Below are 24,857 nucleotides of genomic sequence, written 5' to 3'. Positions count from 1 at the left end.
TCGGCCTCGATCCGGTGATCACCGGGCGGGTCGGAGCCGGGTGCAGACCGATGACGGGTGTGCGACGATCACTCCGAGCATCCAGGGCGGATAGGGAGGGTGTGGATGGCCAGGACGGTCGACGACGAAGCGGCATTGGGTGAGATCCCCTCGCTTGTCGATACTTCCATCCTCCGGGAACCTCCGCTCACCGCCCGCGGTCTACGAACGCGGGCGGCGCTGGTGGTCGCGGCCCGTGTGGTGTTCGAACGCGACGGCTACCTCGACGCGCGGCTATCGGATATCACTGCCGAGGCGAAATGCTCCACGGGCAGCTTCTATACGTATTTCTCCAGTAAGGAAGAGATTCTCCAAGCGGTCCTCGAAGCCTCCCAGCACGACATGCTGCATCCGGGCATGCCACGCCTGAGCGGCGACGAAGCATCTCCGGTGGCGGTCATCGAGGCGAGCAACCGCGCCTACTTCGAGGCGTACAAGCGCAACGCAAAGTTGATGCTGATCCTCGATCAGGTAGCCGCCATCGATCCGAAGTTCCGCGACTTGCGTCGGCGCCGCGCCCGTGCTTTCGCCGACCGCAACGCTCGCTCCATCAGGGATCTTCAGGAACGAGGCCTCGCCGACCGCGAACTCGATCCGCATACCGCGGCACGTGCGCTGTCGGGCATGGTCGGCCGGATGGCGTACTACGCCTTCGCCCTGGAAGAGGAGACCTCGCTCGACGAGCTCGTTCGAACAGCTACGCGCCTATGGGCCAATGCGCTGAAAATCGACGAGGCCGCCGGCTGAGCGTGCGAGGGGCCGCACTGTCCGCTATCACCTGCCTCGCTCGCGAATAGACGGCGCGCTGTTGCGGTGGCGGCCGCGCCCTTGGAATAGGCGATCAACGGCTGTGTGACTCACGTCATAAGCATCGAATCGGCGGTGGCCTTGACCACTGCGCAAGCCATCCAGCATGGTGTCCAGGGCTAAATAAGCGCTTAGTAAGTTGGCGGAGATAGCGGCCACAGTATGGCCACGGCGCTCCGCGTCTCTCCTGAGTCGATTCAGCGCAGAAAGGACTCCCCATGAAGAGATTCGAAGGCAAAACCGCGATCGTCACCGGCGCCAGCCGGGGCATAGGGCTCGGCATCGCGCGGCGGCTGGTCGACGAGGGCGCGAACGTCGTGATCACCGCCCGCAAGCAAGACGCCCTCGACGAAGCGGTCGAGGCGCTCGGCGGCCCGGACCGGGCGCTGGCGGTCGCAGGCCGCGCGGACGACGTCGCCCATCAGGCCGAGACCGTCGCGCGTGCGATCGATACCTTCGGCGGCGCCGACCTCCTGGTCAACAACACGGGTATCAACCCGGTTTTCGGCCCGATGATCGAGCTGGAACTCGACGCTGCTCGCAAGATCGTGGAGGTCAACTGCCTGGCCGCGCTGTCCTGGGCGCAGCAGGCGTACCGGGCCTGGATGAAGGACTACGGTGGCGCGATCGTGAACGTGTCGTCGGTCGCCGGTCTCAAGCCCGCACCGGGCATCGGCTTCTACGGTTCCAGCAAGGCGATGCTCACGCACATCACTCAGGAACTCGCGGTCGAACTCGGCCCGAATTTGCGAGTCAACGCGGTTGCTCCGGCTGTGGTGAAGACCAAGTTCGCCACCGCTCTGTACGAAGGCAGGGAGGACGAGATCGCCGCGACCTACCCACTGAAGCGGCTCGGCGTGCCCGAGGACATCGGCAGTGTGGTCGCGTTCCTGCTCTCCGACGACGCGAGCTGGTTGACCGGCCAGGTGCTGGTCGTCGACGGCGGCCTCACCCTGACCGGCGGGGTCTGACATGACATCGATGAAGGCGTGGCGGGTACATGAGCTGGGCGAGCCGAGTGCCGTCCTGCGGCTGGAAGACGTGCAGCGCCCGGAACCCGGCCCGCGGCAAATCCTGGTACAGGTCGCGTCCACGGCCGCCAACTTCCCCGATGTGCTGATGTGCCGCGGTCTCTACCAGGTGAAGCCGCCCTTGCCGTTCACGCCGGGTGTCGAGCTGTGCGGCGTAGTCGTGGCGGTGGGATCCGAGGTGACCGAGATTTCGATCGGCGAACGTGTGCTCGGCGGCACCGTTCTGCCGCACGGCGGATTCGCCGAATTCGCGATTATGGACGCGGCCCAAGCGTTTCCCGCGCCTCGGTCGTTGAACGATGCCGAAGCGGCAGCGTTGTATATCGGCTATCAGACCGGATGGTTCGGATTGCATAGGCGAGCCGGACTGAAGGCGAGAGAGACACTGCTCGTACACGCCGCCGCCGGCGGAGTCGGCAGCGCGGCCGTTCAACTCGGGAAGGCCGCGGGTGCCCGCGTGATCGGTGTCGTCGGTGGAGCCGACAAAGCTGCCTATGCCGAGGAATTGGGCGCCGACGTGGTAATCGACCGCCACCAGGACGATTTCGTCGAAGTAGTGAAGGATCTGACGAACGGCCGCGGCGCCGACGTGATCTACGACCCGGTCGGCGGTGACGTCTACCAGCGCTCCACGAAATGCATCGCCTTCGAAGGCCGGATCTTGGTCGTCGGATTCGCGGGCGGCGAAATTCAGCGGGCGGCGCTGAACCACGCGCTGGTCAAGAACTATTCGATAGTCGGCCTGCATTGGGGTCTGTACAACACCTACGACCCGGCTTCGGTGTCCGAATGCCATCGCGCACTGACCACGCTTGCCGCCGATGGACTGATTCGGCCATTGGTGAGCGAACGACTGCCACTGGACCAGATCGCCGACGGAGTGCAGCGACTCGCCGACGGCAAGACCGTCGGCCGCGTCGTCTACGCGTCGTGAGCCTGCTTCTACCTGAAACACCCTTGTCGAGGAGCACAAGATGAACAATGAGACCCAGCGCATCGCCATCGTCACCGGCGCGGCACGAGGTATCGGAGCCGCCGTGGCCCGGCGTCTCGCGAGCGACGGCATGGCAGTGGCGGTGCTCGATCTCGACGAAAGCGCCTGTAAGACAATCGTCGACCAGATCGAATCGGCGGGTGGACGCGCGCTCGCGGTCGGTGTCGACGTTGCCGACGAAGCCGCGGTGACACAGGCCGTCGACCGTGTCGCCACCGAACTCGGTCCGCCGACCGTGCTGGTCAACAACGCCGGGATCACCCGCGACAACATGCTGTTCAAAATGACCACCAATGACTGGGACGCAGTCATGAATGTTCACCTGCGCGGTTCGTTCCTCCTCTCCCGCGCCGCGCAAGCGCACATGATCGAGCAGAAGTGGGGGCGCATCGTCAACCTCTCCAGCACGTCGGCGCTCGGCAACCGCGGTCAAGCGAACTACGCGGCGGCCAAGGCTGGATTGCAGGGATTCACCAAGACCCTCGCGATCGAACTCGGCAAGTACGGGGTCACCGCGAACGCGATCGCCCCAGGTTTCATCGAAACGGAGATGACCGCTGCGACGGCCGAGCGTATGGGAATCCCATTCGACGAATTCACGAAAGCGATCGCGGCTCAGACTCCGGTCGCCCGAACCGGCACCCCCGACGACATCGCACACGCCGTCTCGTTCTTGGTCAGCGAAGGTGCGGGATTCGTTTCCGGCCAGGTGATCTACGTCGCGGGCGGACCCCGGAACTGATACCGAAGGAGCAGAAGCAGTGCAGATATTCCATGGCCTGACCGAACTGGAGTCCGCGGTCGGTACCCACCTCGGATTCAGCGGCTGGCACACGGTCACGCAAGAGCAGATCGATCGGTTCGCGGAAGCGACCGGCGATCACCAGTGGATCCACGTGGACCCGGAGAAGGCGGCCGCGGGACCGTTCGGCAAGACCGTCGCGCACGGGTTCCTCACCCTGTCGCTGGTGCCGATGCTGACCCAGCAGGTCTACACCGTGCAGGGCCTGTCCATGGGCGTCAATTACGGCACCGACAAAGTGCGGTTCCCCGCACCGGTCCCGGTCGGATCCCGGATCCGGGCAGGAGTCGAGTTGCTCTCGGTAGCCGCGGGTACTGCGGGCTCGCGGACGATTTCGCGAGTGACGATCGAGATCGAAGGCTCGGACAAGCCCGCCTGCGTAGCCGACTCCGTCGCGGTGCTGGTCCCCTGATGCCCGCTGAGCAGGACTCCTTGGATTTACCCGGTCTCGACCTGGACCGTCTGGCGGCATGGCTCGCCGACGCCTCCCCGGGCCTGGTCGCGGGCCCGCTGCACGGACGTCTGGTGGCCGGAGGTAAATCGAATCTGACCTACGAAGTCACCGATGGGACATCGAACTGGATCGTGCGGCGTCCGCCGCTCGGCCACGTGCTCGCGACCGCGCACGACATGGGGCGGGAATACCGCGTGATGAACGCTCTGGCCGACACCGAGGTTCCGGTGCCGATCACATACGCCCTGTGCACGGACGCCACGGTTATCGGTGCGCCGTTCTACGTCATGGAACGCGTCGCCGGAACGCCGTACCGCTCGTCGGCCGAACTGGCCGCCCTGGGCGTGGACCGGACCCGTGCGATCGCGACCGGACTGATCGACACCCTCGCCGCTCTCCACACGGTCGACCCCGCCGCCGTCGGACTCGACGATTTCGGCCGGCCGGAGGGGTTCCTCGAAAGGCAGGTCCGGCGTTGGAAGAATCAGTTGGACGCGTCGCGAAGTCGAGACCTTCCCGCGGCAGCGCGATTGCATGATCTGCTTGCGCAGCACCAGCCGGAGCAATCGCCCGCCGGGATCGTGCACGGCGATTACCGGCTCGACAATATTCTCGTCGACTCGCGCGACCGAGTGACCGCTGTCATCGACTGGGAGATGGCTACTGTCGGCGATCCACTCACCGATGTCGCGTTGCTCATCGTCTACCTGCGTTCCGGCGAGCTGGGCATTCCTGTGGTCACCGATGTTGCGTCGGCACCGGGATTCCTCGGTGAAGCCGAGTTGCTGGAGCGGTACGCGCAGCGAAGCCGCCGCGACCTGACTCGAATCGGGTTCTATCTCGGGCTGGCGGCCTTCAAACTCGCCGTGATCTGTGAAGGTATCCACTACCGCCATCTGCACGGCAAGACCGTTGGCACCGGTTTCGAGAACCTGGGCGACGCGGTCGAACCGCTCCTCCAGGCCGGAATCGCATATCTGGCGGAGGGCTATCGCTGACAACCGACGACGCGGGTCCTCGCGATGTGCGCCAGAATCCGATACGCGTCGGCGCCGCGAATTGAAGTTGACGCCAGATTCAATTACGGTGCGAAGTGGATCCCATGCCGGCTAGAACAAGAGGAGGACTCGGATGGTCGACGTCGCCTGTCCGACGAAGTGCTGTACAGGCACTCCGACCTCATCGAGGCAGCGGTGATCAGCGGCGAACCTTCCCGCGCGGAGGTCGCCGCAGTGATGCCCCGGGTCGCCGCAGCGGTATCGGAACCGGACAGCGCAGAGGTCATTCGCGACGTCATCGCCGCAGCAGTGCGGACCATCATCGATCGAAGGAGCCCGATGTTCGAGCTTTCCGATAGAGCCCGCAAATACCAAGAGGATCTGCTCGCCTTCATGGACGAGCACGTCTACCCCGCCGAACCGGTCTACGAAGCGCAGATGAAGGGGTCGGGTGATCCACATTTCCACCCGCCGATCCTGGAGAAGCTCAAGACCGAGGCGAGGAACCGTGGTCTGTGGAATCTGTTTCACCCGCATCCGGAATGGGGGCCCGGGCTGACCAACCTGGAGTACGCGCCGCTGGCCGAAATCATGGGCCGCAGTGTGCACCTGGCTCCCGAAGCTACCAACTGCAATGCCCCGGACACCGGCAACATGGAAGTGCTCACCCTGTTCGGCACCGCCGAACACAAGGAGAGCTGGCTTCAGCCGCTGCTGGACGGCACGATCGCGTCGGCATTCGCGATGACCGAGCCGGAAGTCGCCAGTTCGGACGCCAGCAATATCCAGTTGCGGATGGAGCGGGACGGGGACGAATACGTCCTCAACGGCCGGAAATGGTGGACTTCCAACGCCCTGCACAAGAACTGCAAGGTGCTCATCGTGATGGGTAAAACCGATCCCGCGGCGCCACCGCATCGCCAGCAGAGCATGATGGTCGCCCCAATCGATACGCCCGGGATTACCGTCCTGCGCAACCTGCCGGTCTTCGGCTACCAGGACAGGGAAGGGCACGCCGAGGTCGTGTTCGAGAATGTCCGGGTGCCGCGAACGGCACTGCTGGCCGGCGAGGGTGACGGGTTCATGATCAGCCAGGCACGACTGGGGCCCGGCCGGATCCACCACTGCATGCGGTCGATCGGAATGGCCGAACGCGCGCTGGATCTGATGATCGATCGCGCGCAGGCGCGCACGACTTTCGGTGAGCCGGTGGCCAACCGCGCCAATATCCAGGACTGGATCGCCGAGTCGCGGATCGAGATCGAAATGGCCCGCCTGCTGACCCTGAAGGCGGCATATCTGATGGACACCGTGGGCAATCGCCACGCGCGCACGGAGATTGCCGCGATCAAGGTGGCGGCGCCACAGGTCGCGTTGAAGGTGATCGACCGGGCGATACAGGTGCACGGCGGCGGTGGCGTTTCCGACGACTTCCCGTTGGCCAACATGTATGCCCTCCAACGGACTTTGCGTCTGGCCGACGGTCCCGACGAGGTCCACAAGCGCACGATCGCGCAGATGGAATTGCGACGCCGGGACCCCGCTTGGGGCCGGAGCGCGTGACCACCGGCGACGAGAGGAAACACGTGACCAAGATTCAACAGGTGCGGCTTGCACAAAGGCCCTCCGGGACAATCGAGGCGGATACCTGGAGTCTGACAACCGAGGAGCTGCCCGCCATCACCGCCGGTCAGATTCTGGTGAAGGTCGACTACATCTCGCTGGACCCGGCCATGCGTGGCTGGTTGAACGATGTGCGTTCGTATGTGCCGCCGGTGGGCATCGGAGAGGTCATGCGGTCACTGGACATCGCGACCGTCGTCGAGTCCGCGCATCCGGATTTCGCGGTCGGGGACACCGTGAGCGGCATATTCGGGGTGACCGAGTACGCGATCAGTGACGGCCGGAATGTGCAGCGGGTCGACCTCGGCGTCGCAGCGGGGCCGACCTGGCTCGGCACACTCGGAATGCCGGGAATGACAGCGTATTTCGGCCTCCTCGAGGTGGGCAAGTTACGCGCCGGTGAGACTGTCGTGGTGTCCGCGGCGGCCGGGGCGGTCGGCAGCGTCGCCGGCCAGATCGCGAAGGCCAAGGGCGCGATGGTCATCGGCATTGCGGGCGGTGCGGACAAATGCCGTGTGCTGACCGACGAGCTCGGGTTCGACGCGGCGATCGACTACCGCAACGAGGATGTCCTGCGACGGCTGCGCGAAGTCGCTCCAGACGGGATCGATGTGTACTTCGACAACGTCGGCGGGGATATCCTCGATGCCGCGCTCGCCAACCTCCGCCGCGGCGCCCGGGTGGTGATCTGTGGTGCGATATCGGCGTACAACGCGGAGCAGCTGCCGCCAGGGCCTTCCCGGTACATGTCCCTGCTGGTCTTCCGGGCATCGATGACGGGGTTCGTGGTGTTCGACTACGCCGATCGCTACGGTGAGGCGATCAGCGAGATTTCCGAGTGGCTGGCCGACGGCCGCATCAAAAGCAGGGAGCACATCGTCGAGGGCGGGATCACGCGGTTCGCCGAGACGCTCGACATGCTGTTCACGGGAGCGAATACGGGAAAGCTCGTACTCGCTTTGTGACGAGACCGCCCACGGACCTACCGTCGGGCGAGCAGGCTCCACAACTGCTCACTCATGCTGATGACATCGCGGTGCAGAATGACGGCGAAGGCTGTCTTCTGCGCCGCGATGTTGTTTTGGGGCTCATGTCGCGCCTGATGTGGCGCCTATGCTGGTGCTTCGCTGGAGCAACTTCGAGATCCACCAGGAGAGTACGTGGTCACGAGCATTCCTCGCCATGACTTCCCCATGGACAACGAGGCTGAGGGCCTCGCAGTGCTCGAAGAGAACGCGAGCTGGGTCCTCGCCGGGCTTGACAAGCCGAAGGGCGTCAGACGAGCCCAGGCCCTGAGCTGGACCCTGACTCTGGCAAAGGCGCGATGCGCAACGGACCCGGAGGCGGTGAAATTCGAGACGTGGGAAGCATGGGTCACGGCCATGCAGACCGGCTCCGCGCTGTTCGCCGCGGGCGAAGGTAGCAGTGTAACGGTCCGGATCAGGGAGCAGGAGCGATCCCTGCCCGCGATCGGCCCAGAGTCCTGTGTGGCCGCGGGGGCTTGGGTCACCTCCTTCTACCTTGCGTTGATATGCCGGGAGAACGAGCGCCTGGAGAAGTTGGCCCGGATACCGGTCTCCCTGTTGCGCGAGTCGCTGTCCGGATCGAGTGCGGTGTCCCTCGAGTACATCTACTCCTGGGTAGAGACTCTGCAAAGCTTCTGGCTCGGCCGGCCGGACATGTACGGCAAGCTGGTCGCCGCAGTCGACGCCACCGACCCGCAGACAGCTGGGATCGACGGACCCAACCAGGAGGCAGCTCCGTTCGACACGGAACTCCTGCTGAAGATCCTTTATCCGCCGATCAACCTCTTCTACCGCTATCTGCGGCAGGATCACGACGAATTCAACAGCGCGCTCGCCGACGCGCTGCGATGACACAAGGGAGTACTGGACCGCGACCGAGGATCGGGCCATGAGCAGTGAAGGTCTCGTCGCCCTCGATCTGCTCGCCATCGCCTGCCTTGCCTACGACGCCGGCTTCCCCATCGACATCGAATCCGAGTACCTGCCCACCGCGCTCCTGGAGTACGCCTGGGTCGGTGAGATCGACACCTGAGCGACGTGCACGGGTTGGAGATGGCGATCCCAGAGCCGCAGATACGGCGTCAGCCAGCTTGTCCAACTGCTCGAGGGGCCGGGAGCGAGGCGGTAGTTCCGTTTCCGCGCCTCCACTTCGCACGAACCCCGAATCCCGCAGCACGCGCAGGTGCTTCGAGACCGCAGGTTGCGGCAGCTCGAGGTGCTCGACGAGTTCGCCAACGGTCGCGTCACCGCTCCGCAGCCGCTCGAGGATCCGGCGGCGCTGCGGCTCGTCGGCGCCGACACCGTCACCTGCGGCGACGGGCGGATATGACGCGGGTAAGAAGGTCAAGGGCCGCAAGCGCCACGTGGCGACCGACTCGCGCCGACGATGCGCAGCGCGAGGTCCGCGTAGAAGTTCGCAATGTCCTCGGGAGACCAGGAGCCGTCCTCGTGATACCAGCGAGCTATGTCGATACCGAGCGACAAAAGCGCCGTAGCGGCCATATGCGCATCCGCTGTATTGAAGACGCCGGCCTCGGTGCCACGCGCGATCAGGGTACGGAGTTCGCCGTGGATGTCGCGGCGGAGATCCTTGATCTCCTGCTGATGGGGCGCGTCGAGGGCGGCGATCTCGTAGTTCACCACGCGGGCGACGACATGGGCCTTGGCGTGGTGTTCAGCGAAGTCGTGCATGACCGCGATCAATTGACCGATCGGATCCTCGGCCGAGCCGACGGCGGCACGCATCAAATCCAGCGTGGCCTGGTGACCGGCCTTCGAGATCTGATAAAGCAGTTCTTCCTTGGAACGGTGGTGCACGTAGATGGCCGCGGTGCTCAAACCTGCGAGAGAAGTGATATCGCGCGTTGTCGACCCGTGAAAGCCTCGCTGTGCGAAGGCAGTCGCGGCAGCCTCGAGTAGTCGCGCACGGGTTTCGTCCGCGCGTGGGCGGTCCTCGGCATCGGTCACCCGCATAGTCTCTCACCTGCGCACGCGGCGTTCGGTGGCCGCGGCGCCTGTGCACTGGCCGGAACACCGACAAAGTAGGGAGCCGGCGATGTCTCGAGACATCGCCGGCTGATTCGACATCGGTCAGGATTGCACGGATACGGAGGCATGCCCGTCGGTCGTCGCGGGCTGCTCGCGTGCCACGGTTTCCGGCAGTACCCAAGCACTGCCCAGTGTGCACAGCGCCATGATCAAAAGGAAAGCGGAGACCGCTGCCGTTGATCCGGTCGCCGCCAGCAGCGCGGTCATGAGGAACGGGGTGCCACCACTGACCAGGATCGCGGCCAACTGGTAGGCCAACGTGATACCCGAGTAGCGGATCCGGGGCTCGAACAGTTCGGTGAGATATGCCGCGAGCGGGCCGTACACCAGCCCGGAGGCGATGCCGCTGCCAACCGTAGTCGCGATCAGGATCGCGACGAGTGAGCCGGTGTCCACCAGCCAGAAGAAGGGGAATGCCCACAGCGCCATGATCGTCGCGCCGGTGAGCATCACTGGGCGGCGACCCAAGCGGTCGGACAGCGAGCCGGCGAGATAGATGACGGGCACGCCGATAGCGGAGGCCGCCAGGGAGACCGCCAATACGCTATTGCGCGCCAGGCCGAGTTCCCGGACGCCATAGTCGAGCACACCGGCGACGCTGATGTAGAAAATGGCGTTGGTCCCGAACAGTAGACCGGCGCCGAGCAGCACCTTTTTCGAGTGCTTCCGAACCACTTCGAGAATTGGAGCCTGGGCGATTGTGGTGGAGGCTTCGCTGGCACGGGCTTGGAGCCGGCGGAACTCAGGCGAGTCCTCGATGCGGAGTTGGATGAAGAGCACCACAAGGAACAGCACGGCGCTGGCCAGGAAAGGGATGCGCCAACCCCAGGTCAGGAAGTCGGACTTCTCGACGAGTGCGCCGACCAGGAGAAACGCGCCCGTGCCCAGCAGCAGACCGAGAGGAACGCCCATCTGGCCGAAGGTCCCCGCTTGTCCTTTGCGGTTCGGCTTGGTGGTCTCGGTGAGCAGCAGGGTGACGCCGCCCCACTGACCGCCCACAGCGAGGCCCTGCAGGAACCGCAGTACAACGAGCAGGATCGGCGCGGCCATCCCGAGCGACGCGGCCGTTGGCAACAGGCCGATCGCGCAGGTGGATGCCGCGACGAGGATCAAGCAGGAGACCAATGCGGGCTTGCGGCCGAACGTGTCGCCGACGTGCCCGAACACCAGTCCGCCCAGCGGCCGGGCGATGAAACCCGCCCAGAACGTGCTGAAGGACAGCAACGTACCCATCAATGGCGAGGAATGGGGAAAGAACAGCTTGCCGAACACCAGGGCAGCAGCCGTTCCGTATATGAAGAAGTCGTACCATTCGATCGAACTTCCCACCAGGGCAGCGGCCATGAGGCGCCGTAATTTCTTCTGATCCGGTGTGCCGGAATCCGTGTTCGGAGTCATACCTATCTCCAAGTCGAGAGCGAATCCGATGTGACGCTGGTCACGATCGTGGGCGGCACGTTACTTGAACTTGACTTCGAATTCAACTCTTCGGCGGCAATAGTGGGACCCAACCACGGATCGCCGTCGCCGCGCCACGCATGAGCTGCGGTCCTGGACTGTCTGCCAGCGCCTCGCCAACACGCGCCACCGTGCGGTATTCACCCCGCCCCTGGCAAGCCGGATGTGCACGAGGCCTTACATCTGGCGTTTCTGCGCTCGACACCGGGTTCTCGCCTCACGAGTGGCGTTCGACCGGCAGCGGCGTGTACGAGCGCCCGAGCCTCGCCGGTCATCGAGCATTCGATCCTCCTCGCACCCTCAGCGCAGCGGGCGGCGCCGTGGTCAGCCGCCGCCCCGCCGACGCCCGACGCATCTACCCACCGACTCCTTACTCCAGCGGCTCCCAAAAACCGCTGACCCGTCCACCCCATGCACTTCCCCACCGGAGTTCCTCACATGACCCACCTTGACCCGCACGTGCCATCCAGAGACGCACCGGTTCCGCTGCCCACGGCCCTGTCGGACGCGCCGACCAGCCAAGGAATGGTCGTGCCCTACATCACCTTGGCCCACCGCGACCGCTCACGCGCGGTGTGGGGGAACGTCGCCCCGCTTCGCCTGCACGAGGTGCTGTATCACAAGCTGTGTCAGATCTGCGGTACACCCCTCGGCGAGCAGGTCATCGTCTTCATCCGCCCCTCCGACTTCCACCAGGGCGTCGCGGTCGAACCTGGGCTGCACCCTTCCTGTGCCGACTATTCCACCGGGACATGCCCCATGCTGGCCGGCCGGATGCACCACTATCACCGGCATCCCGGACAGCGCATCACCCGATGCACCGATCCCGGATGCCACTGCCGGGCGTGGGCGCCGCCGCGACCCGACCCCGTCCGGGATGGGTCACCCACTGAAGCCTGGTACGAACTGCGCCTGCCCCTCGAGGAGTATCACGTCATCACCGTCCCCGGCTACCGGCAAACGCCCAGCGCTGACTGGTATCGACCTGAGGACACCGCGCCTGTTCAACCGGATCCGGAAGGTCCGTGCTGCCGCCGACCTCGCCCAGCACAGGGGCGACCCGTTGGCGACGCTCGTCGCCGCTGGCGCATTGTTCGGAGGTGGCGATCAGTGAGTGGAGCCGATCGGGCGCTCTCGCGCATCGCTGGATTGCTGCGTAAGGCCGAGGGCACCGACAACGCGCACGAAGCCGAGATCTTCCTGGCCCGTGCGCAAGAACTCGCGACACGGCACTCGATCGATCTCGCCCTCGCACGTGCCGTCGAGCCTCCCAGGACCCGCGCGACACCGGCAACGCGTCAGATCACCATCGGTGAACCCGGCACCCGGGGACTGTCGACCTACGTGCAGTTGTTTCTCGCGATCGCGGGCCCCAACGACGTGCGCGTCGACATCGCCCGCAATTCGACCTGGGTCATCGCCTTCGGCATGAAATCCGACATTGCCGCGGTCGAAGTCCTGTACTCCAGCCTGCTGCCGCAGATGATCCAACGAATCCCGCGCCTACCTGCAATCCCCCGAACACCGCCAGCGACGCGCCAACGGGACCGCGAAAGCGGGGATCACCGCGCGACTGGCCTTCCAACGCGCCTTCGCCGCCCGCATCGGCCGACGCCTCGCCGAGACCCGTGACATCACTCGCACCGCAGTGCTGGCCGCGGCTGACGATCCCGCCGCCGGGCCGAGTACGGCGCTGGTGTTGCGCGGAAAAGAACTCGAAGTCGCCGACTTCCACACCAGCCACACCACAGCCCGCGGAACCTGGCGCGCCCCACGCCGCCGCAGACACGGCGACGCCGCAGCCTCGCTCGCCGGCGATGAAGCCGGCCGGCGCGCCCGCCTCACCGAACAACCATCCCTGCCCGCTGCTGCACGGCGTTTGCCGTCACGACCCACAGCACCCGAGATACCTATCGAGGCCGCGTCTATACCGCCGAAGCGCTGGTGTGGAACATGTTCGACCAAGCCGACCAGCTGCCCGGCCGGCAGGTCGAGATCTTCGGCTCCCGACTGACTTTGCCGGTCGAGCGGCGAGTGGTGTCGCTGGAGTCGATGCGAACCTACGTATGTTCGAATCCCGCAAGCCCATCATCGCCGCCGTCAACGGACCGGCCGTCGGCGTCGGCATCACCATGACGCTCGCCGCGGACTTCCGGCTCGCGGTCGACGGCGCCCGCATCGGATTCGTCTTCAATCGGCGCGGCATCGTTCCGGAGTCCTGCTCGAGTTGGTTCCTGCCGCGTCTGGTGCCGATGCAGACCGCGCTGGACTGGTTGTATTCGGGCCGTCTCGTGGACGCGAGCGAAGCGCGCGAGGCGGGATTGTTCTACGCGCTGCATGCGGCCGACACCCTGCTCGACGAGGCGTATGCGCTGGCCCGCCGCGTCACCGAGCATTCCGCACCCGTTTCGGTGGCCCTGTCCCGGCAGATGCTGTGGCGCAACCTGGGGTCCGAGCATCCGATGATCGCGCATCGCGTCGAATCCCGCGGCGTCTACCACCGGGGCGCGAGTGCGGACGCCCGCGAGGGCGTGACGGCCTTCCTGGAGAAGCGGCCCGCCCGATTCCCGGACAGCGTGCAGCGCGATCTTCCCGACATCTTCGGCGAAGATCTCGCCGTCCCGCCGTTCCGACCTCGAGTTCGCGTCGCTAGCAGCACCGCGTCGTTCGCGACGAAGCTAGTCGGTCCAGGGTCCGTCGACGCTGGCGAGGAATTCCTGGAGCAGGGCGGTGACCGCCGCGGGCTGTTCCAAACTGCTGGTATGCCCACAATCCGCGAGGGTGTGCAGCCGAGCGGCGGGGATCAGCTCGGCGATGCGCTCGGATCGCCGAGGAGGCGTCGCCGCGTCGTCGGCGCCGACGACGACGAGCGTCGGCATCGTGACAGCGGTGATCTCGTGTTCCACCGACAAACGGTCGGCGACGCCGAGGACCGCCTTGCGCACAGCCGCACGATCACAGCGCCTTAGGCGGGTGGCCCACTCGTCGATGAGGGGCCGATTCGCGGGGTCGGCGCGAAAGCGCGAGCCGAAGAGGTGGGGTTCGATCCTGCCGAGGATCGGTCCTGCGCCGAAGAGTCGCAACGCCAGCGCGAGCCGCTTGTACTCGCCGATCTTGCCGGGGACTTCCGGCTCGGCGCTGCTGTCCAGCAACGTCAACGAGCGCAGCAACGCACCGTGACGCGCCGCGATGCGCTGCCCGACGAAGCCGCCCATGGACAAGCCGACCCAGTGCACCGGGCCGACCCCGAGACGCCGGATCACCGCGACGGCGTCCCCGGTGAGGGTGTCCATGTCGTATCCGCGGGCGGTCGCCGCCGTCGCGCCCTGCCCCCGCCAGTCGATCGCGATACAGCGGTAATGCTCGCGCAGGACTTCGATCTGGGACCGGAACATCCATCCGCCGAACAGCAGTCCGTGCCCGAACACCACGGTCGCCGCCGCAGGCCGGCCGAGCGGGACTCCGGTGTCGGTGTAGGAAATCGGTGCCCCATCGACTGTCATCGTCGGCATTCGTTCGCCTCCTCAGCGCCCTGCACTACACCGAGATCGACAGTTCGGCGGGTCCTCGCACATTGATCCGCCCGTTCCAGCGCACGGTCTCGATGGCGGCGTCGGGAAACCGCTGCACGAAGCGGGAGAAGGCGATTCGGGCTTCCAGCCGCACCAGCGCCGCGCCCAGGCAGTGGTGGATGCCCGCGCCGAACGAGAGGTGCTGCTGCGCGTTGGGCCGGTCGAGGCGCAGCTCGTCGCCGTCCGCTCCCCAGAAGTGCGGATCGCGATTGGCGGCGGCGACACAGGCCAGCACCAAACTGCCGGGCGGGATCTCCGAGCCGCCGATCGGCACGGGTTCGACGGTGATCCGGCGCATCAGTTGCACCGGTGTGTCGTATCGGAGTAGCTCCGCGACGGCATTGTCGGCCAGTCGCGGGTCCTTCCGGAGCCGTCGCGCCTGGTCGGGATGACGCAGCAGGGCGAGGATCCCACCCGCGAGGTGATTCACGGTCGTCTCGTGACCCGCGATGTAGAGCAGCATGACCTGAGCGACCAGCTCGTCTTCGCTCAAGACATCGCCCTCGTGTTCCGCGGCGATCAGCCTGGTCAGCAGATCGTCGCCGGGAGCGGCGCGTTTCCAGCGGACCAGTTCGCCCACCATGGCGAACAGTTCCTGGTTCGCCGACCGGATCGCGGCCTGCAAGGCCGGATCCGCGAGGGGTTCCAGCGCGAGCACGAGAATCGCGGTGAGCTCACGCAACCGCGTGTGCTCCACCACCGGGACACCCAGCATTTCCGAGATGACCCCGAACGGCACCGGGAAGGCCAGTTCCGTGACGACATCCGCGGTGCCGGACTCGGCGATACGATCCAGCGCGGCACCGACGAGGGCCTCGACCCTCGGCAACAACGCCTCGATCGCCCTCGGGGTGAACGCTTTGGTGACGAGACGGCGCAGCCGGGTGTGATCGGGCGGGTCCCGGTCCAGGATGGACAGTCCGCGCATCATCCGGTTCTCCTTGCCCAGCCGGTCGCTGTCGCTCTTCCACGACGGCAGCCGGGTCAGGTGCTGCTCGTCGACGGACTGCGTCGAGCGCTGGAGCCCGGCGACATCCTCGTAGGTCGACAAGATCCAGAATCCGAGCGGATGCTCGTAGGTGGGAGCGTCGGCGCGCAGCCGGGCGTAGTGCGGGTACGGATTCTCGGCGAAACCCGCGGCGAACGGGTCGAACACGAATGCGTCGGCAGTCATGGCCGCACCCCTCGGTCCGCGGTGAACAGTTTCACATTGCGCATCGTGACAAACGCTGTCGCGCAGAGGGTTTCGTCGTCTCCGTCGACCGAGTAGACATCCGCCGCGGCGATTGTGATGAGGGCTCCCGGCTTGATCACCCGGCCCCGGGCGACGACCGTCGGGCCTTTCGCCGGGGCGAGGATCTTCACCGTGTAGTCGATCGTCATGTTCACCCATCCCGGCTGCAGCAGGGTTCCCGCCGCCGAACCCGCGGCGAAATCGGCGAGGGAGCCGAGCACCCCGCCCTGGAAGAATCCATCGTGCTGGGTCAATTCCTTGCGATAGGGCTGAATGATCTCGGCTTCGCCGGGAGCCACCCGGCCGAACCCGAAACCCAAGTGCCCGGCGGCGGGCATGCTGAGCACCGCACCGGTCACCGCCGCTTCGAAGTCCGCGTTTGCCGCTTGCCAGGCCTGCATGTGCTCAGCTCCTCGTACGAAGTTCGGTGGGTTCTTCCGTCCGTGGCGACCAGATCTCGAATCCGCCCGCCAGATACCGTTTCCTGGCCGCCGCCCGCATCGTCTTTCCGCTGCTGGTCTTCTGACCCGGCCTGCCGGGGTCAGCACCACCTCGCCGATGGCGAGTTCGTGCTCCTGCAGGACCGCCGCCCTGATCGCGCCCACGATGTCCGCGGTGTCGGCCTCCGGCGCATACTCGCGCGCGACCTCGTGCACCACGACGAGTTTCTCGCCGTCGCGACCGGGCACCGAGAACGCCGCACCCCCACCCGCCCGGAGCGCGGGATGCGCGCCCTGGACAGTGTGCTCTATGTCCTGCGGGTAATAGTTCCGGCCGCGGACGATGACGACATCCTTTACTCGCCCGACCACGTACAGCTCACCGTCCACCAGAACACCGAGATCGCCGGTGCGCAGGTAGGTTCGTGCGGAATCGTCGGCGCATCGCGAATGGAAGCTCGCGACGGTCGCCTCGGCATTTCTCCAATAGCCCTGTGCGACATGCTCTCCCGAGACCCAGATCTCGCCGATCCGGTCCGGCGGGCAGATCCGCCCGGTATCGGGATCCACGATGCGCAGATGTTCCTTCCGCAGCACCCGCCCCGACCCGGCAAGGGTACGGAACCGATCGGCTACGACATCGGCGTAGTGCCCGCGCTCGAGCGCTTCGATGTCCACGTCCAGCGTCACCGGGCCACGCCCTTTCTCGCTGCCCGTGACCAACAGCGTGGCTTCGGCGAGGCCGTAGCACGGATACAGTGCCCGCGCGTCGAACCCGTAGGGTGCGAAGGTTTCCGCGAACCGGGTCAACGTCTCGGCACGGATCGGCTCGGCTCCGTTGAACGCCACTTTCCAGCTGCTCAGGTCCAGCGCGGGCACCTGCGCCGTGGCCGCGCGCGCCACGCACGCGTCGAAGGCGAAGTTCGGGCCGCCGCTGGTGTGCGCGCGATACCGGGAGATGGCTTCCAGCCACAGCAGCGGCCTGCGGATGAACGTCCCCGGCGACATCAGGATGCTCGTCGCCCCCACGTACAGCGGTTGCAGCACATTGCCGATCAGGCCTTGGTCGTGGAAGAAAGGCGCCCAGCCCACCACGGTCGAGTGCCGGTCGTGTCCGAACGCCTGCCGGATCATCTCCTCGTTCGCCATCAGGTTCCGGTGCGTGACCATGACGCCTTTGGGAGCCGCGGTGGAACCGGACGTGTACTGCAGGAACGCGACGGAATCGAGGGCGGCGGCGGGGGCGCCGTCCGCGCCCGTCACGGGCAGGCCGTCGACGGCGATCCACTGCCGGGCCGTGCGGATCGGCTCCAGCGCAGGCCGCAATGTCTCGATCAACGCACCGAGCGTCAGCACCACGACAGGTTCGCAATCGGCGGCGATGGATCGCGTCGCGTCCTGCACCTTGTCGCGGCGAGGCGGATTCACCGGCACCGCGACGACGCCCGCGTAGAGGCACCCGAAGTACGCGACGAGGAATTCCGGGCTCTGGGGAAATACCAGCAGCGCGCGGTCGCCCGGCGCACATCGGGAGCCGAGTTCCCGTGCCACCACCAGTGCTCGTTCGTGCAGTTCACGGTAGGTCAGCGTCGTTGTCTCCGAACCGTTCTCGTCCAGGAACAGATAGGCGGTGCGGTCGGGCTCACTGGCGGCGCGGCGCTGGAGGATGTCGGGAAGCAGGATGGTGTGCGGCACGTCGGGTCCTCACTGCAACGCGGCGGTCATCGCCGCGGCGATGGCCACTCGATGCCGATGGTGGAAGAGGTGGTCGCCGGAAAACTCATGGATCGCGAAGCGGCCATCGGTCAGCTCGCGCCAGGCCGCGATCTCGGCACGGTCGACCACCGGATCCTCGGTGCCGTAGAACGCCGTGATCGAGCAGCCCAGCCGGGGCGTCGGCCGGTAGCGGTACTCTTCGGAAAGTTCCAGATCCGCGCGGGTCAGTGGCAGTGCGTAGCGCAGGAAGGTGCGGCTGCGTCCAGCCGGACCCCAGGCGTTCAGCGCGGCGAGCGCGGCCGCGAAATCGTCGTCGGGCAAGTGGTGGATCGGCGTGCGGCTCGCGGACAACTGCGGGGCGCGGCGGCCGGAAACGAACAGGTGCGCCGTGGGTGTGCCCGCCGCGGCGAGCGCGCGGGCCAGTTCGAACGCCACCAACGCGCCCATGCTGTGGCCGTAGATCGCGACTCGCACGCCGCCCCACTGCTCGACCTGCGGCAGCAGTCCCGCCACCGCGGCGCCGACGCGGCGCAGCGCCTGCGCACCGGAAAGATCCTCCCGGCCGGGCAATTGGACCCGGACCGCGGCGATGTCCGCCGGGAACAAGTCCGGCCAGCGGTTGAACGACGACGCGCCGGCACCGGCGTGCGGAATACAGATCAGTCGCACGGGCGCTTCGTCGCGCTCGTACCGCAGCCACGTCTTCGTCGCTGCGCGTGTCATCGGGCGTTCCGCAGTGTGACCGGCAGGTGGTTCAACCCGCGGACGATGAAGCTGTGGTCCTGCCATTCGAGCTCGCCGTCCGGCATCCGCGTGTCCGCCGAATGCCGGAAGAGGTAGTCGAAGGCCACCTCCGCTTGCAGCTCGGCGAGCAGCCCGCCCAGGCAACCGTGCATGCCGTGGCCGAAAGCGAGATGGCCGGCGGTGCTGCGGGTGAGATCGAACTCGTCCGGGCGGTCGAACACGGCGGGGTCACGGTTGGCGGCGCCCAGGCACACCAGCACTTGGTCACCGGCCGATATCCGCTTCCCGTCGATCTCGGCATCGCGGGTGGCCAGGCGCTTGGTCAGCTGGAGCGGACTGTCGTAACGCAGCGCCTCGGTGACCGCGGCCCTGACCGCCGCCCGCTTGTCCCGCACCAGCGCGGCCTGATCCGGATGGCGCAGCAACGCCAGCACACCGTTGCCGATCAAGGATTTCGTCGTTTCATTGCCCGCGACGAAGCACATGATGCAGACGAAGATGAGCTCCTCGTCGCTGAGCAGTTCGCCGCCCGTCGTGCGCGCGGCGAGCAGCCGGCTGATCAGGTCGGCGCCGGGCCGGGATCGGCGCTCGACCAGCACCGCGTCCAGGGCGGTCGCGAACTCCTCGACCACCGCGCAGACGCGCACGAAGTCGCCTGCTTTCATCAGCCCCGGCTCCAGCAGGAACCGGATGTCGTGGGTCCAGGAACCCACCCGTTCGCGCAGGTCGCCGGGTAGGGCCATCCACTCGCACAGCACCGTGATCGGCAAGGGCGCGGCCAATTCGGTGATCACATCCAAGCCGCCCGCGGGCCAGGCTCGCCGCATGAGCCCGTCGACGGCCTGGGTCACCAGGGGGCGCAGGTCGGCCACGGCCCGGGAGGTGAACACCCGGTTGACCAGTCCGCGTAGTCGCGCGTGGTCCGGATTGTCGGTGAACACCAACGACTTGCGGCCCAGCCGCTCGACGCGCGCGACATCGCGCTGCCCGAATCGCTCGGCCTGCTCGCCGACCAGCCGCGGGATCAGACCGGCGCTGAACGAGCGGTCGTGCAGGACGCCACGCACATCGGCATGCCGGGTGAGCACCCACATGCCCAGCGTCTTGTGCACCGGTTGCGCCCGGCGAAGCTGCCGGTAGAGCGGATAGGGGTCGCGGCGGAACTCCGCGCTGAAGGGGTTGAACCGCACTCGCGCCGGATGCGCCTGCTGGTGTGTCTGTATCGTCATCCCGCTCGCACCCCTCGGCGGGCGAAGAATCGGTCGCCATACGGTGCCAGCACGAGTCGCAGCAGGCCGATCTTGCCCATCCGGAAGCCGAGCGCGGACAGTTTGAGGTAACGCTCGTAGCGGGCGACTACGTCGGCGCCGACGATCCCGACGGCTGCCGCACGGTTCGCCCGGAGTCTGCGCGCCCATTCCTCGCAGGTCCACGCATAGTCGAGACGCCCGTTGGTGAGCGAGCGGATCTCGAAGACGCCTTCGGCCGCGGCCGCGATCTCCGTGAGCGTCGGCAGGTCCGCGTCGGGGAAGATCTCCCGCTGCATGAACGTGCTCGCCTGCTCGCGTCCCATGTTCGCGTAGGCGATCGTCTGCAGCGACAGCACGCCGTGGTCGCTCAGCCAGCCGCGGCAGCGGGTGAAGAACTCGCGGTAGACCCGGATCTTCTCGGCGGACGAATCCTCGGGCCGAGCGAAGTGTTCGAAGGCGCCGATCGAGATGATGCCGTCGAAACGGATGTCCGGTTCGAAGTGCATCCAGTTCTCCAGCCGCACTTCGGCACCCGGGAGATCGAGCGTCCGCACGAACTCGGCCTGCGCGGGGCTGAGGGTCAGGCCCACCGATCGCGCGACCGCGTGCTGCCGCGACAGGCGTTGCAGGATCGCGCCCCACCCGCAGCCGATGTCCAGCACCGCCGCGGCGCTGTCGGCGCCGATCGCGTCCAGATGGAACCGCAGTTTCCGTTCCTGAGCCGCTTCCAGCGTATCGTCGCCGCTCTCGCGCAAGGCGCAGGAGTAACTCAACGACGAATCGAGCCACAGTCGGTAGAAGTCGTTGCCCGCGTCGTAGTGGTGCCGGACCGCGGCCGCCGCCGCGGCGGCCCGATCGGCGCCGGTCGGTGCGGACACGGCTACGCCACGCTCCGCCGGCTCTGCTCGTGCAGATAGCCGGCCACCGCGTTGATATTCGGGTTGTCGAAGAGATCCTCCGGGGCGAGATCGACGCCGTACCGCTCCTCCACCTCGATCAGCAACGCGACGGCGAGGGCGGAGTCCACACCCAACCGGTCGAAGTCCGCGGCGGGGTCCACCGCGTCCGCCGGAATCTCCAGCAAGTTTCCGAGGTATTCCCTGCACCACCGGACGATGGCTTCTCTACTCGTATCCACGTTGAGCATTCCTCACGCTGCGCTGCCGACCGGGTCGGACTTTCCGGAAATACGTTTGGCGGCCATCCGCGCTGCGGACGGAGTTTTCAGATCCCGGGCCAGACCGCACTTCTCGAGCATTTTGATGAGCCAGAAACCGGGATCGAGCCGGTACCAGGCCAAACCGAAGGACGGCGACTCGGGAAACGCGTGATGGTTGTTGTGCCACGACTCCCCCAGCGTCACCAACGCGAATATTCCACCGTTGTGGCTGTTCTCCCGTGACGCGTAGCGGCGGGTACCGAACATGTGCAGGAACGAATTGATCGCCCAGACGATGTGCTCCAGGACGAAGATCCGCACCAGCCCGCCCCACAGCAGACCGCTCACCGCCCCGGTCCAGCTCAGCGAAACCAGTCCGCCGATCACTGTCGGGATGAGCAGTCCCAGCCCCACCCAGTAGTAGTAGAGGCGGGCGATCCGCACCAGGCCGCGATCCTTGACGAGGTCCGGGGCGTAGTGCACGACGTTGGGGTACTCGTGGCGGCGCATCCACAGGAAATGCGAATGCGCCAGACCACGGAGCGTGCCGCGGAGACCACCGCCGGACAGGTTCGGCGAGTGCGGATCTCCTTCCCGATCGCTGTACTCGTGGTGCCGCCGGTGCAGCGCCACCCAGGACACCACGCCGCCCTGTCCGGCCATCGAGCCGAGGACCGCCAGCACCCCGGCCACCCACGGCGCCGCCTTGAACGTGCGATGGGTGAACAGCCGGTGGTAGCCGACGGTCACTCCGAGGCCGGTGACCAGCCACATCGCGAACAGCAGCACGAATTCGGTTGTCCCGAAGGGGTGTACCGCGAGGAACGCGAAAGCGCCCGCCGTGCCGAGAATCGGCAGGACATCGAACAGCAGGAAATGCCTGCGCTGCAGCCGATGAATATAGGGACTGCTGATCGTCTTCCGGCGCGGTTGCTGGTTCGCACCGGTGGGATCACTGTTTTCGGCCATCACTCGACAACACCTCATCGGTCCGGGACCGGATTCCGCCAGCGGGACTTCCCGACCGTAACGTCGGTTTCCGGGCGAACGCCGGACGAGCCGGAGCTGCCGATCGCAAGATCGAAAACGCTGATCACGCGGGTCCGAGCCACGGGCTGGACCACCGGCAGCCGAGTTGTCCACCGGCAACGACGTCGCCCTCGCTCCCGACGGCACGTGTACACCAGGCCGCCGCTACGCTCCGGCCCATTCGCCGGGCAGGTCCGGCGCGTCGACACCGACGGCACACTCTGCGCTCTCGCCACCGGGCTCGCCCTGTCGGCCGGATCACCGTCGGTGTGGACCGGTCGGGGGGCGCGTCTACGGCACCACCCATTCCGGCCGAGTCGTCCAGAACCCGAATGCGGTCCCCGCCGACGGCTACTGCATCGACGAAGACATCATTCAGCGGCTACCTGCCACCGTGGTACTCGATCCACGCCACGGCACGCAGCGGAAACGAGCCCATTCCGCGCACCGGGGCAGGTAGTGCGACCAGCCTGGCACCGGTGTCGGGGACCGCGTCCAGATTCGTCATCTGCTCGATGACGGGGATTCCCGCACCGAGCAGTGTGTGGTGGCACGGCCGGGTCGGCAGGGACGTGTCGTCGATGTCGAGCGAATCGATGCCCACCAGCGCGACGTTGGCGGCGACCAGCGCCTCGGCGACCTCGCCGACCAGGAACGGATGCCCGGGGCGCCGATAGGCGGGCGAACCCCACTTGGCCGACCAACCGGTGTGCACGAGGATCGCCTTGCCCCACAGCCGCGCCGGATCGCCGAGCACATCCGGCCCCACCGCGCGGAGCCCTGGTGCGCGGATCACGACGATCGGCACATTGCACAGCCGCTCGACGGGCAGTTCGGCGACGTCGGCGCCGCCGGGGTGGTACTGGGCAGGCGCGTCGATGTAGGTGCCGGTAGCCCCGACCATGTCCACACGGGCGACTTCGCAGGTCATATCGATCAGCGACGACTGCTCACGCGAGATCTCCGCGGTGATGCGCGGTCCGGGCAGTCCCGGGCAGGTGAGCATGCCGTCCGAGATCGGATGAGATAGCTCCACAATCGCTCGGCTCATGCCTGGGACCGTACCGACCGGTCCGCTGGGCGGGCAGGCCCGTGCCATCGCATTCGGCCGGACGACCGACCTCGTCCGTTCCACAACGACAAACTTGCAGGTGAGGGTTCGGACGGGCGGGCGGAGATTTATCGGAACGGCACGTGCGCGTCGCCGTGAAGAGGCGCAGAATGGAATCGGAAAGGTCATCATGCGACTGTTGAAAGGCCTGCTCGGCGTAGTGCTGGGAATTGTCACCTCCGTGCTCGGCACGGTGCTGGGAATTCTCGCGGCCGTGGTGTGGCTGGTGGGCGCGGTGCTGTGCGTGACGATCCTCCTACTTCCACTGGGCCTGCCCGTCGTGCGGCTCGCCCGCCGCCTGTTCGGCCTCTCCCGGCAGCTGATGCGTCTTCCCTGACGGACCGCCGTCCTCGGTCGCGCCGCACCGCGCGAGCTGCCGCGCTGCTCGGTTCTCCGCCCCATGGGTCGCGGTTACGTACGCATCACCACCGAATCTGTTGTTCCTCAGCATATTTCAGGGACGCCTCGGTGCGGGTCTCGGCGATTCGCCACCTTCGATCAGCGTGGCAGCAGGTAGCGTGTGGCGGTATGGCGACCCCCTTGGCGTACACGGCCACCTATTCCCATTCGGCCGACGCGCTTCGAGCGGCGCTCGCCGACGAGCAGTACTGGAAAGACCGCATCGAGGAGGCCGGTGGGGTCGACGCGCGGCTCGTCGAGTTCGAAGCCGCCGAAGATCGCTTACAGGTGCGGCTGGTGCAGACCGTTCCGTCGTCGGAATTGCCCAGTGCGATCACCGCCGTGCGACCCGAGGGCCTGGTGATCGCACGCACCGAGACCTACACCCGCGAGGGCGGCAGCTTCCACGCGCGCGTCGAGGGTGTGCCCGCCGAGGTGAGTGGCACCGTCCGGCTCACCGAGAGCGACAGCGCGACGGTGGCGGTCGTGGACGGCTCGGCCGAGGTCGGCATCCCGTTGTTCGGCAAGAAGATCGAAGCCGCCGTCGTGGCGCGGCTGCTGGAGATGCTCGCCGCCGAGGCGGAGTTCACCGACACCTGGATCACCGATCACTGATCCCGTGTGCCGGCAGACGCCCGGTCAGGCGCTCATCACGGTCATAGCGGTTGCCTTCGGGGTTCGCCGTCGCCGAAGAACCACCCCGAGCCGTTCACCGATCCTCGGCAAGGGCGGCGCCGATCGTCTCCCACGAATTGTGCAGATCGTCTTGCCAGTATCTTCCGGTCGGACGTAGCACGAAGGTTGCCGGTACGGCCAGCTCACGCAGGCGATCCCGGAGCTGGCGAGTGCACACACTGGTGACGGCTTCCAACGGTGCGCCGAAGATCAGCTGATAGGCCAGTTGTATCCCGGCGCCGTTCGCG

The 24,857-nt window shown here is 66.5% G+C and carries 23 protein-coding genes and 4 pseudogenes; 14 read left to right on the top strand and 13 right to left on the bottom strand.

All coding sequences use genetic code 11. The features are described 5' to 3' along the window. Positions 1-105: 105 nt before the first annotated feature. The 10 genes from ON19_RS34800 to ON19_RS44280 all read left to right on the top strand — a co-directional run bounded on the left by ON19_RS34800 (position 106) and on the right by ON19_RS44280 (position 8,806). Positions 106-786 carry a TetR/AcrR family transcriptional regulator gene (locus ON19_RS34800; protein ID WP_043702884.1) on the top strand — a complete coding sequence of 227 codons (681 nt, stop codon included), beginning with the start codon at positions 106-108 and terminating at the stop codon, positions 784-786. 278 nt (positions 787-1,064) lie between these two features. Next, positions 1,065-1,817 carry an SDR family oxidoreductase gene (locus ON19_RS34795; RefSeq protein WP_043702883.1) on the top strand — a complete coding sequence of 251 codons (753 nt, stop codon included), beginning with the start codon at positions 1,065-1,067 and terminating at the stop codon, positions 1,815-1,817. Between the two features lie 10 nt (positions 1,818-1,827). Continuing rightward, a complete protein-coding gene (locus ON19_RS34790) occupies positions 1,828-2,811 on the top strand; it encodes an NADPH:quinone oxidoreductase family protein (protein ID WP_043703008.1) in 984 nt (327 codons plus the stop codon). A gap of 40 nt (positions 2,812-2,851) precedes the next feature. After that, on the top strand, positions 2,852-3,613 hold the full coding sequence (fabG, locus tag ON19_RS34785; protein WP_043702881.1) for a 3-oxoacyl-ACP reductase FabG: 762 nt from the start codon (positions 2,852-2,854) through the stop codon (positions 3,611-3,613). A 19-nt stretch (positions 3,614-3,632) separates the two neighbouring features. Next, positions 3,633-4,085, top strand: coding sequence for a MaoC family dehydratase (locus tag ON19_RS34780; protein WP_043702879.1), 453 nt, complete (start codon positions 3,633-3,635; stop codon positions 4,083-4,085). Then, entirely contained in the window at positions 4,085-5,125 is a 1,041-nt protein-coding gene (locus ON19_RS34775) for a phosphotransferase family protein (RefSeq protein ID WP_043702877.1), read from the top strand. Before ON19_RS34780 ends, ON19_RS34775 begins: the two co-directional genes overlap by 1 nt. Before the next feature lie 339 nt (positions 5,126-5,464). Continuing rightward, a complete protein-coding gene (locus ON19_RS34770) occupies positions 5,465-6,688 on the top strand; it encodes an acyl-CoA dehydrogenase family protein (protein ID WP_043703006.1) in 1,224 nt (407 codons plus the stop codon). Between the two features lie 23 nt (positions 6,689-6,711). Then, on the top strand, positions 6,712-7,713 hold the full coding sequence (locus ON19_RS34765) for an NADP-dependent oxidoreductase (RefSeq protein WP_043703003.1): 1,002 nt from the start codon (positions 6,712-6,714) through the stop codon (positions 7,711-7,713). A 195-nt stretch (positions 7,714-7,908) separates the two neighbouring features. Further along, positions 7,909-8,625 (top strand): immunity 49 family protein, encoded by a 717-nt coding sequence (locus ON19_RS34760; RefSeq protein ID WP_218006531.1) that lies wholly within the window; start codon positions 7,909-7,911, stop codon positions 8,623-8,625. Continuing rightward, positions 8,543-8,806 (top strand): Imm49 family immunity protein, encoded by a 264-nt coding sequence (locus ON19_RS44280; RefSeq protein WP_306307077.1) that lies wholly within the window; start codon positions 8,543-8,545, stop codon positions 8,804-8,806. The genes ON19_RS34760 and ON19_RS44280 overlap by 83 nt, the downstream gene beginning before the upstream one ends. Before the next feature lie 174 nt (positions 8,807-8,980). On the opposite strand, the pseudogene ON19_RS44275 reads toward ON19_RS44280, so the two are convergent. The 3 genes and pseudogenes from ON19_RS44275 to ON19_RS34750 form a co-directional block, all read right to left on the bottom strand. Continuing rightward, positions 8,981-9,121 (bottom strand): annotated as a pseudogene (locus ON19_RS44275) (ArsR family transcriptional regulator); the annotation flags it as partial. Further along, the gene (locus ON19_RS34755) at positions 9,118-9,741 is read right to left on the bottom strand and encodes a TetR/AcrR family transcriptional regulator (RefSeq protein WP_043703001.1); all 624 of its coding nucleotides are present in this window, start codon (positions 9,739-9,741) and stop codon (positions 9,118-9,120) included. The pseudogene ON19_RS44275 and the gene ON19_RS34755, both read right to left, overlap by 4 nt. 123 nt (positions 9,742-9,864) lie before the next feature. Then, positions 9,865-11,166: an MFS transporter gene (locus ON19_RS34750; RefSeq protein WP_227954753.1), complete on the bottom strand. Its 1,302-nt coding sequence runs from the start codon at positions 11,164-11,166 to the stop codon at positions 9,865-9,867. Positions 11,167-12,390: 1,224 nt separating this feature from the next. Here ON19_RS34750 and ON19_RS44270 point away from each other — a divergent pair. Next, a pseudogene (locus ON19_RS44270) lies at positions 12,391-13,162 on the top strand (DUF2786 domain-containing protein); the annotation flags it as partial. A gap of 178 nt (positions 13,163-13,340) precedes the next feature. Continuing rightward, positions 13,341-13,913: pseudogene (locus tag ON19_RS41090) on the top strand (enoyl-CoA hydratase-related protein); the annotation flags it as partial. Between the two features lie 45 nt (positions 13,914-13,958). Here the strand turns inward: ON19_RS41090 and ON19_RS34735 are convergent. The 9 genes from ON19_RS34735 to ON19_RS34690 all read right to left on the bottom strand — a co-directional run bounded on the left by ON19_RS34735 (position 13,959) and on the right by ON19_RS34690 (position 23,475). Beyond that, a complete protein-coding gene (locus ON19_RS34735) occupies positions 13,959-14,792 on the bottom strand; it encodes an alpha/beta fold hydrolase (protein ID WP_043702873.1) in 834 nt (277 codons plus the stop codon). 25 nt (positions 14,793-14,817) lie between these two features. After that, the gene (locus ON19_RS34730) at positions 14,818-16,026 is read right to left on the bottom strand and encodes a cytochrome P450 (protein WP_043702871.1); all 1,209 of its coding nucleotides are present in this window, start codon (positions 16,024-16,026) and stop codon (positions 14,818-14,820) included. Beyond that, entirely contained in the window at positions 16,023-18,221 is a 2,199-nt protein-coding gene (locus ON19_RS34720; protein ID WP_227954752.1) for an AMP-binding protein, read from the bottom strand. Before ON19_RS34720 ends, ON19_RS34730 begins: the two co-directional genes overlap by 4 nt. A gap of 9 nt (positions 18,222-18,230) precedes the next feature. Next, positions 18,231-18,965: a thioesterase II family protein gene (locus ON19_RS34715; RefSeq protein WP_063709531.1), complete on the bottom strand. Its 735-nt coding sequence runs from the start codon at positions 18,963-18,965 to the stop codon at positions 18,231-18,233. Beyond that, complete coding sequence (locus tag ON19_RS34710) at positions 18,962-20,215, bottom strand: cytochrome P450 (protein ID WP_043702867.1); 1,254 nt, start codon at positions 20,213-20,215, stop codon at positions 18,962-18,964. The genes ON19_RS34715 and ON19_RS34710 overlap by 4 nt, the downstream gene beginning before the upstream one ends. Further along, positions 20,212-21,114 carry a class I SAM-dependent methyltransferase gene (locus ON19_RS34705; protein ID WP_043702865.1) on the bottom strand — a complete coding sequence of 301 codons (903 nt, stop codon included), beginning with the start codon at positions 21,112-21,114 and terminating at the stop codon, positions 20,212-20,214. The genes ON19_RS34710 and ON19_RS34705 overlap by 4 nt, the downstream gene beginning before the upstream one ends. 2 nt (positions 21,115-21,116) lie before the next feature. Beyond that, positions 21,117-21,383: an acyl carrier protein gene (locus ON19_RS34700; RefSeq protein WP_043702863.1), complete on the bottom strand. Its 267-nt coding sequence runs from the start codon at positions 21,381-21,383 to the stop codon at positions 21,117-21,119. A 3-nt stretch (positions 21,384-21,386) separates the two neighbouring features. Then, complete coding sequence (locus ON19_RS34695; protein ID WP_227954751.1) at positions 21,387-22,364, bottom strand: acyl-CoA desaturase; 978 nt, start codon at positions 22,362-22,364, stop codon at positions 21,387-21,389. Between the two features lie 442 nt (positions 22,365-22,806). Then, positions 22,807-23,475, bottom strand: a complete 669-nt coding sequence (locus ON19_RS34690) for a cyclase family protein (protein WP_043702859.1) — start codon at positions 23,473-23,475, stop codon at positions 22,807-22,809. 190 nt (positions 23,476-23,665) lie between these two features. Between ON19_RS34690 and ON19_RS34685 the strand changes: the two genes are divergently transcribed. Then, the gene (locus ON19_RS34685; protein ID WP_043702857.1) at positions 23,666-23,872 is read left to right on the top strand and encodes a hypothetical protein; all 207 of its coding nucleotides are present in this window, start codon (positions 23,666-23,668) and stop codon (positions 23,870-23,872) included. Between the two features lie 191 nt (positions 23,873-24,063). Further along, positions 24,064-24,549: a DUF2505 domain-containing protein gene (locus ON19_RS34680; protein WP_043702855.1), complete on the top strand. Its 486-nt coding sequence runs from the start codon at positions 24,064-24,066 to the stop codon at positions 24,547-24,549. 94 nt (positions 24,550-24,643) lie between these two features. Here ON19_RS34680 and ON19_RS34675 read toward each other — a convergent pair. Then, positions 24,644-24,857: pseudogene (locus ON19_RS34675) on the bottom strand (esterase family protein); the annotation flags it as partial.

The organism is Nocardia abscessus NBRC 100374, assembly GCF_000308455.1.
GTDB lineage: Bacteria > Actinomycetota > Actinomycetes > Mycobacteriales > Mycobacteriaceae > Nocardia > Nocardia abscessus.
Note: the sequence above shows the minus strand (reverse complement) of the source record. Positions and strands in the feature narration are given on the sequence as shown.

Bases quoted from the DNA above. Each gene is read 5' to 3' on its own strand.
- ON19_RS34800 (WP_043702884.1), top strand. From the start codon at position 106: ATGGCCAGGACGGTCGACGACGAAGCGGCATTGGGTGAGATCCCCTCG.
- ON19_RS34795 (WP_043702883.1), top strand. From the start codon at position 1,065: ATGAAGAGATTCGAAGGCAAAACCGCGATCGTCACCGGCGCCAGCCGG.
- ON19_RS34790 (WP_043703008.1), top strand. From the start codon at position 1,828: ATGAAGGCGTGGCGGGTACATGAGCTGGGCGAGCCGAGTGCCGTCCTG.
- fabG (WP_043702881.1), top strand. From the start codon at position 2,852: ATGAACAATGAGACCCAGCGCATCGCCATCGTCACCGGCGCGGCACGA.
- ON19_RS34775 (WP_043702877.1), top strand. From the start codon at position 4,085: ATGCCCGCTGAGCAGGACTCCTTGGATTTACCCGGTCTCGACCTGGAC.
- ON19_RS34770 (WP_043703006.1), top strand. From the start codon at position 5,465: ATGTTCGAGCTTTCCGATAGAGCCCGCAAATACCAAGAGGATCTGCTC.
- ON19_RS34750 (WP_227954753.1), bottom strand. From the start codon at position 11,166: ATGGCCGCTGCCCTGGTGGGAAGTTCGATCGAATGGTACGACTTCTTC.
- ON19_RS34735 (WP_043702873.1), bottom strand. From the start codon at position 14,792: ATGCCGACGATGACAGTCGATGGGGCACCGATTTCCTACACCGACACC.
- ON19_RS34730 (WP_043702871.1), bottom strand. From the start codon at position 16,026: ATGACTGCCGACGCATTCGTGTTCGACCCGTTCGCCGCGGGTTTCGCC.
- ON19_RS34715 (WP_063709531.1), bottom strand. From the start codon at position 18,965: ATGACACGCGCAGCGACGAAGACGTGGCTGCGGTACGAGCGCGACGAA.
- ON19_RS34710 (WP_043702867.1), bottom strand. From the start codon at position 20,215: ATGACGATACAGACACACCAGCAGGCGCATCCGGCGCGAGTGCGGTTC.
- ON19_RS34700 (WP_043702863.1), bottom strand. From the start codon at position 21,383: ATGCTCAACGTGGATACGAGTAGAGAAGCCATCGTCCGGTGGTGCAGG.
- ON19_RS34695 (WP_227954751.1), bottom strand. From the start codon at position 22,364: ATGGCCGAAAACAGTGATCCCACCGGTGCGAACCAGCAACCGCGCCGG.
- ON19_RS34690 (WP_043702859.1), bottom strand. From the start codon at position 23,475: ATGAGCCGAGCGATTGTGGAGCTATCTCATCCGATCTCGGACGGCATG.
- ON19_RS34685 (WP_043702857.1), top strand. From the start codon at position 23,666: ATGCGACTGTTGAAAGGCCTGCTCGGCGTAGTGCTGGGAATTGTCACC.
- ON19_RS34680 (WP_043702855.1), top strand. From the start codon at position 24,064: ATGGCGACCCCCTTGGCGTACACGGCCACCTATTCCCATTCGGCCGAC.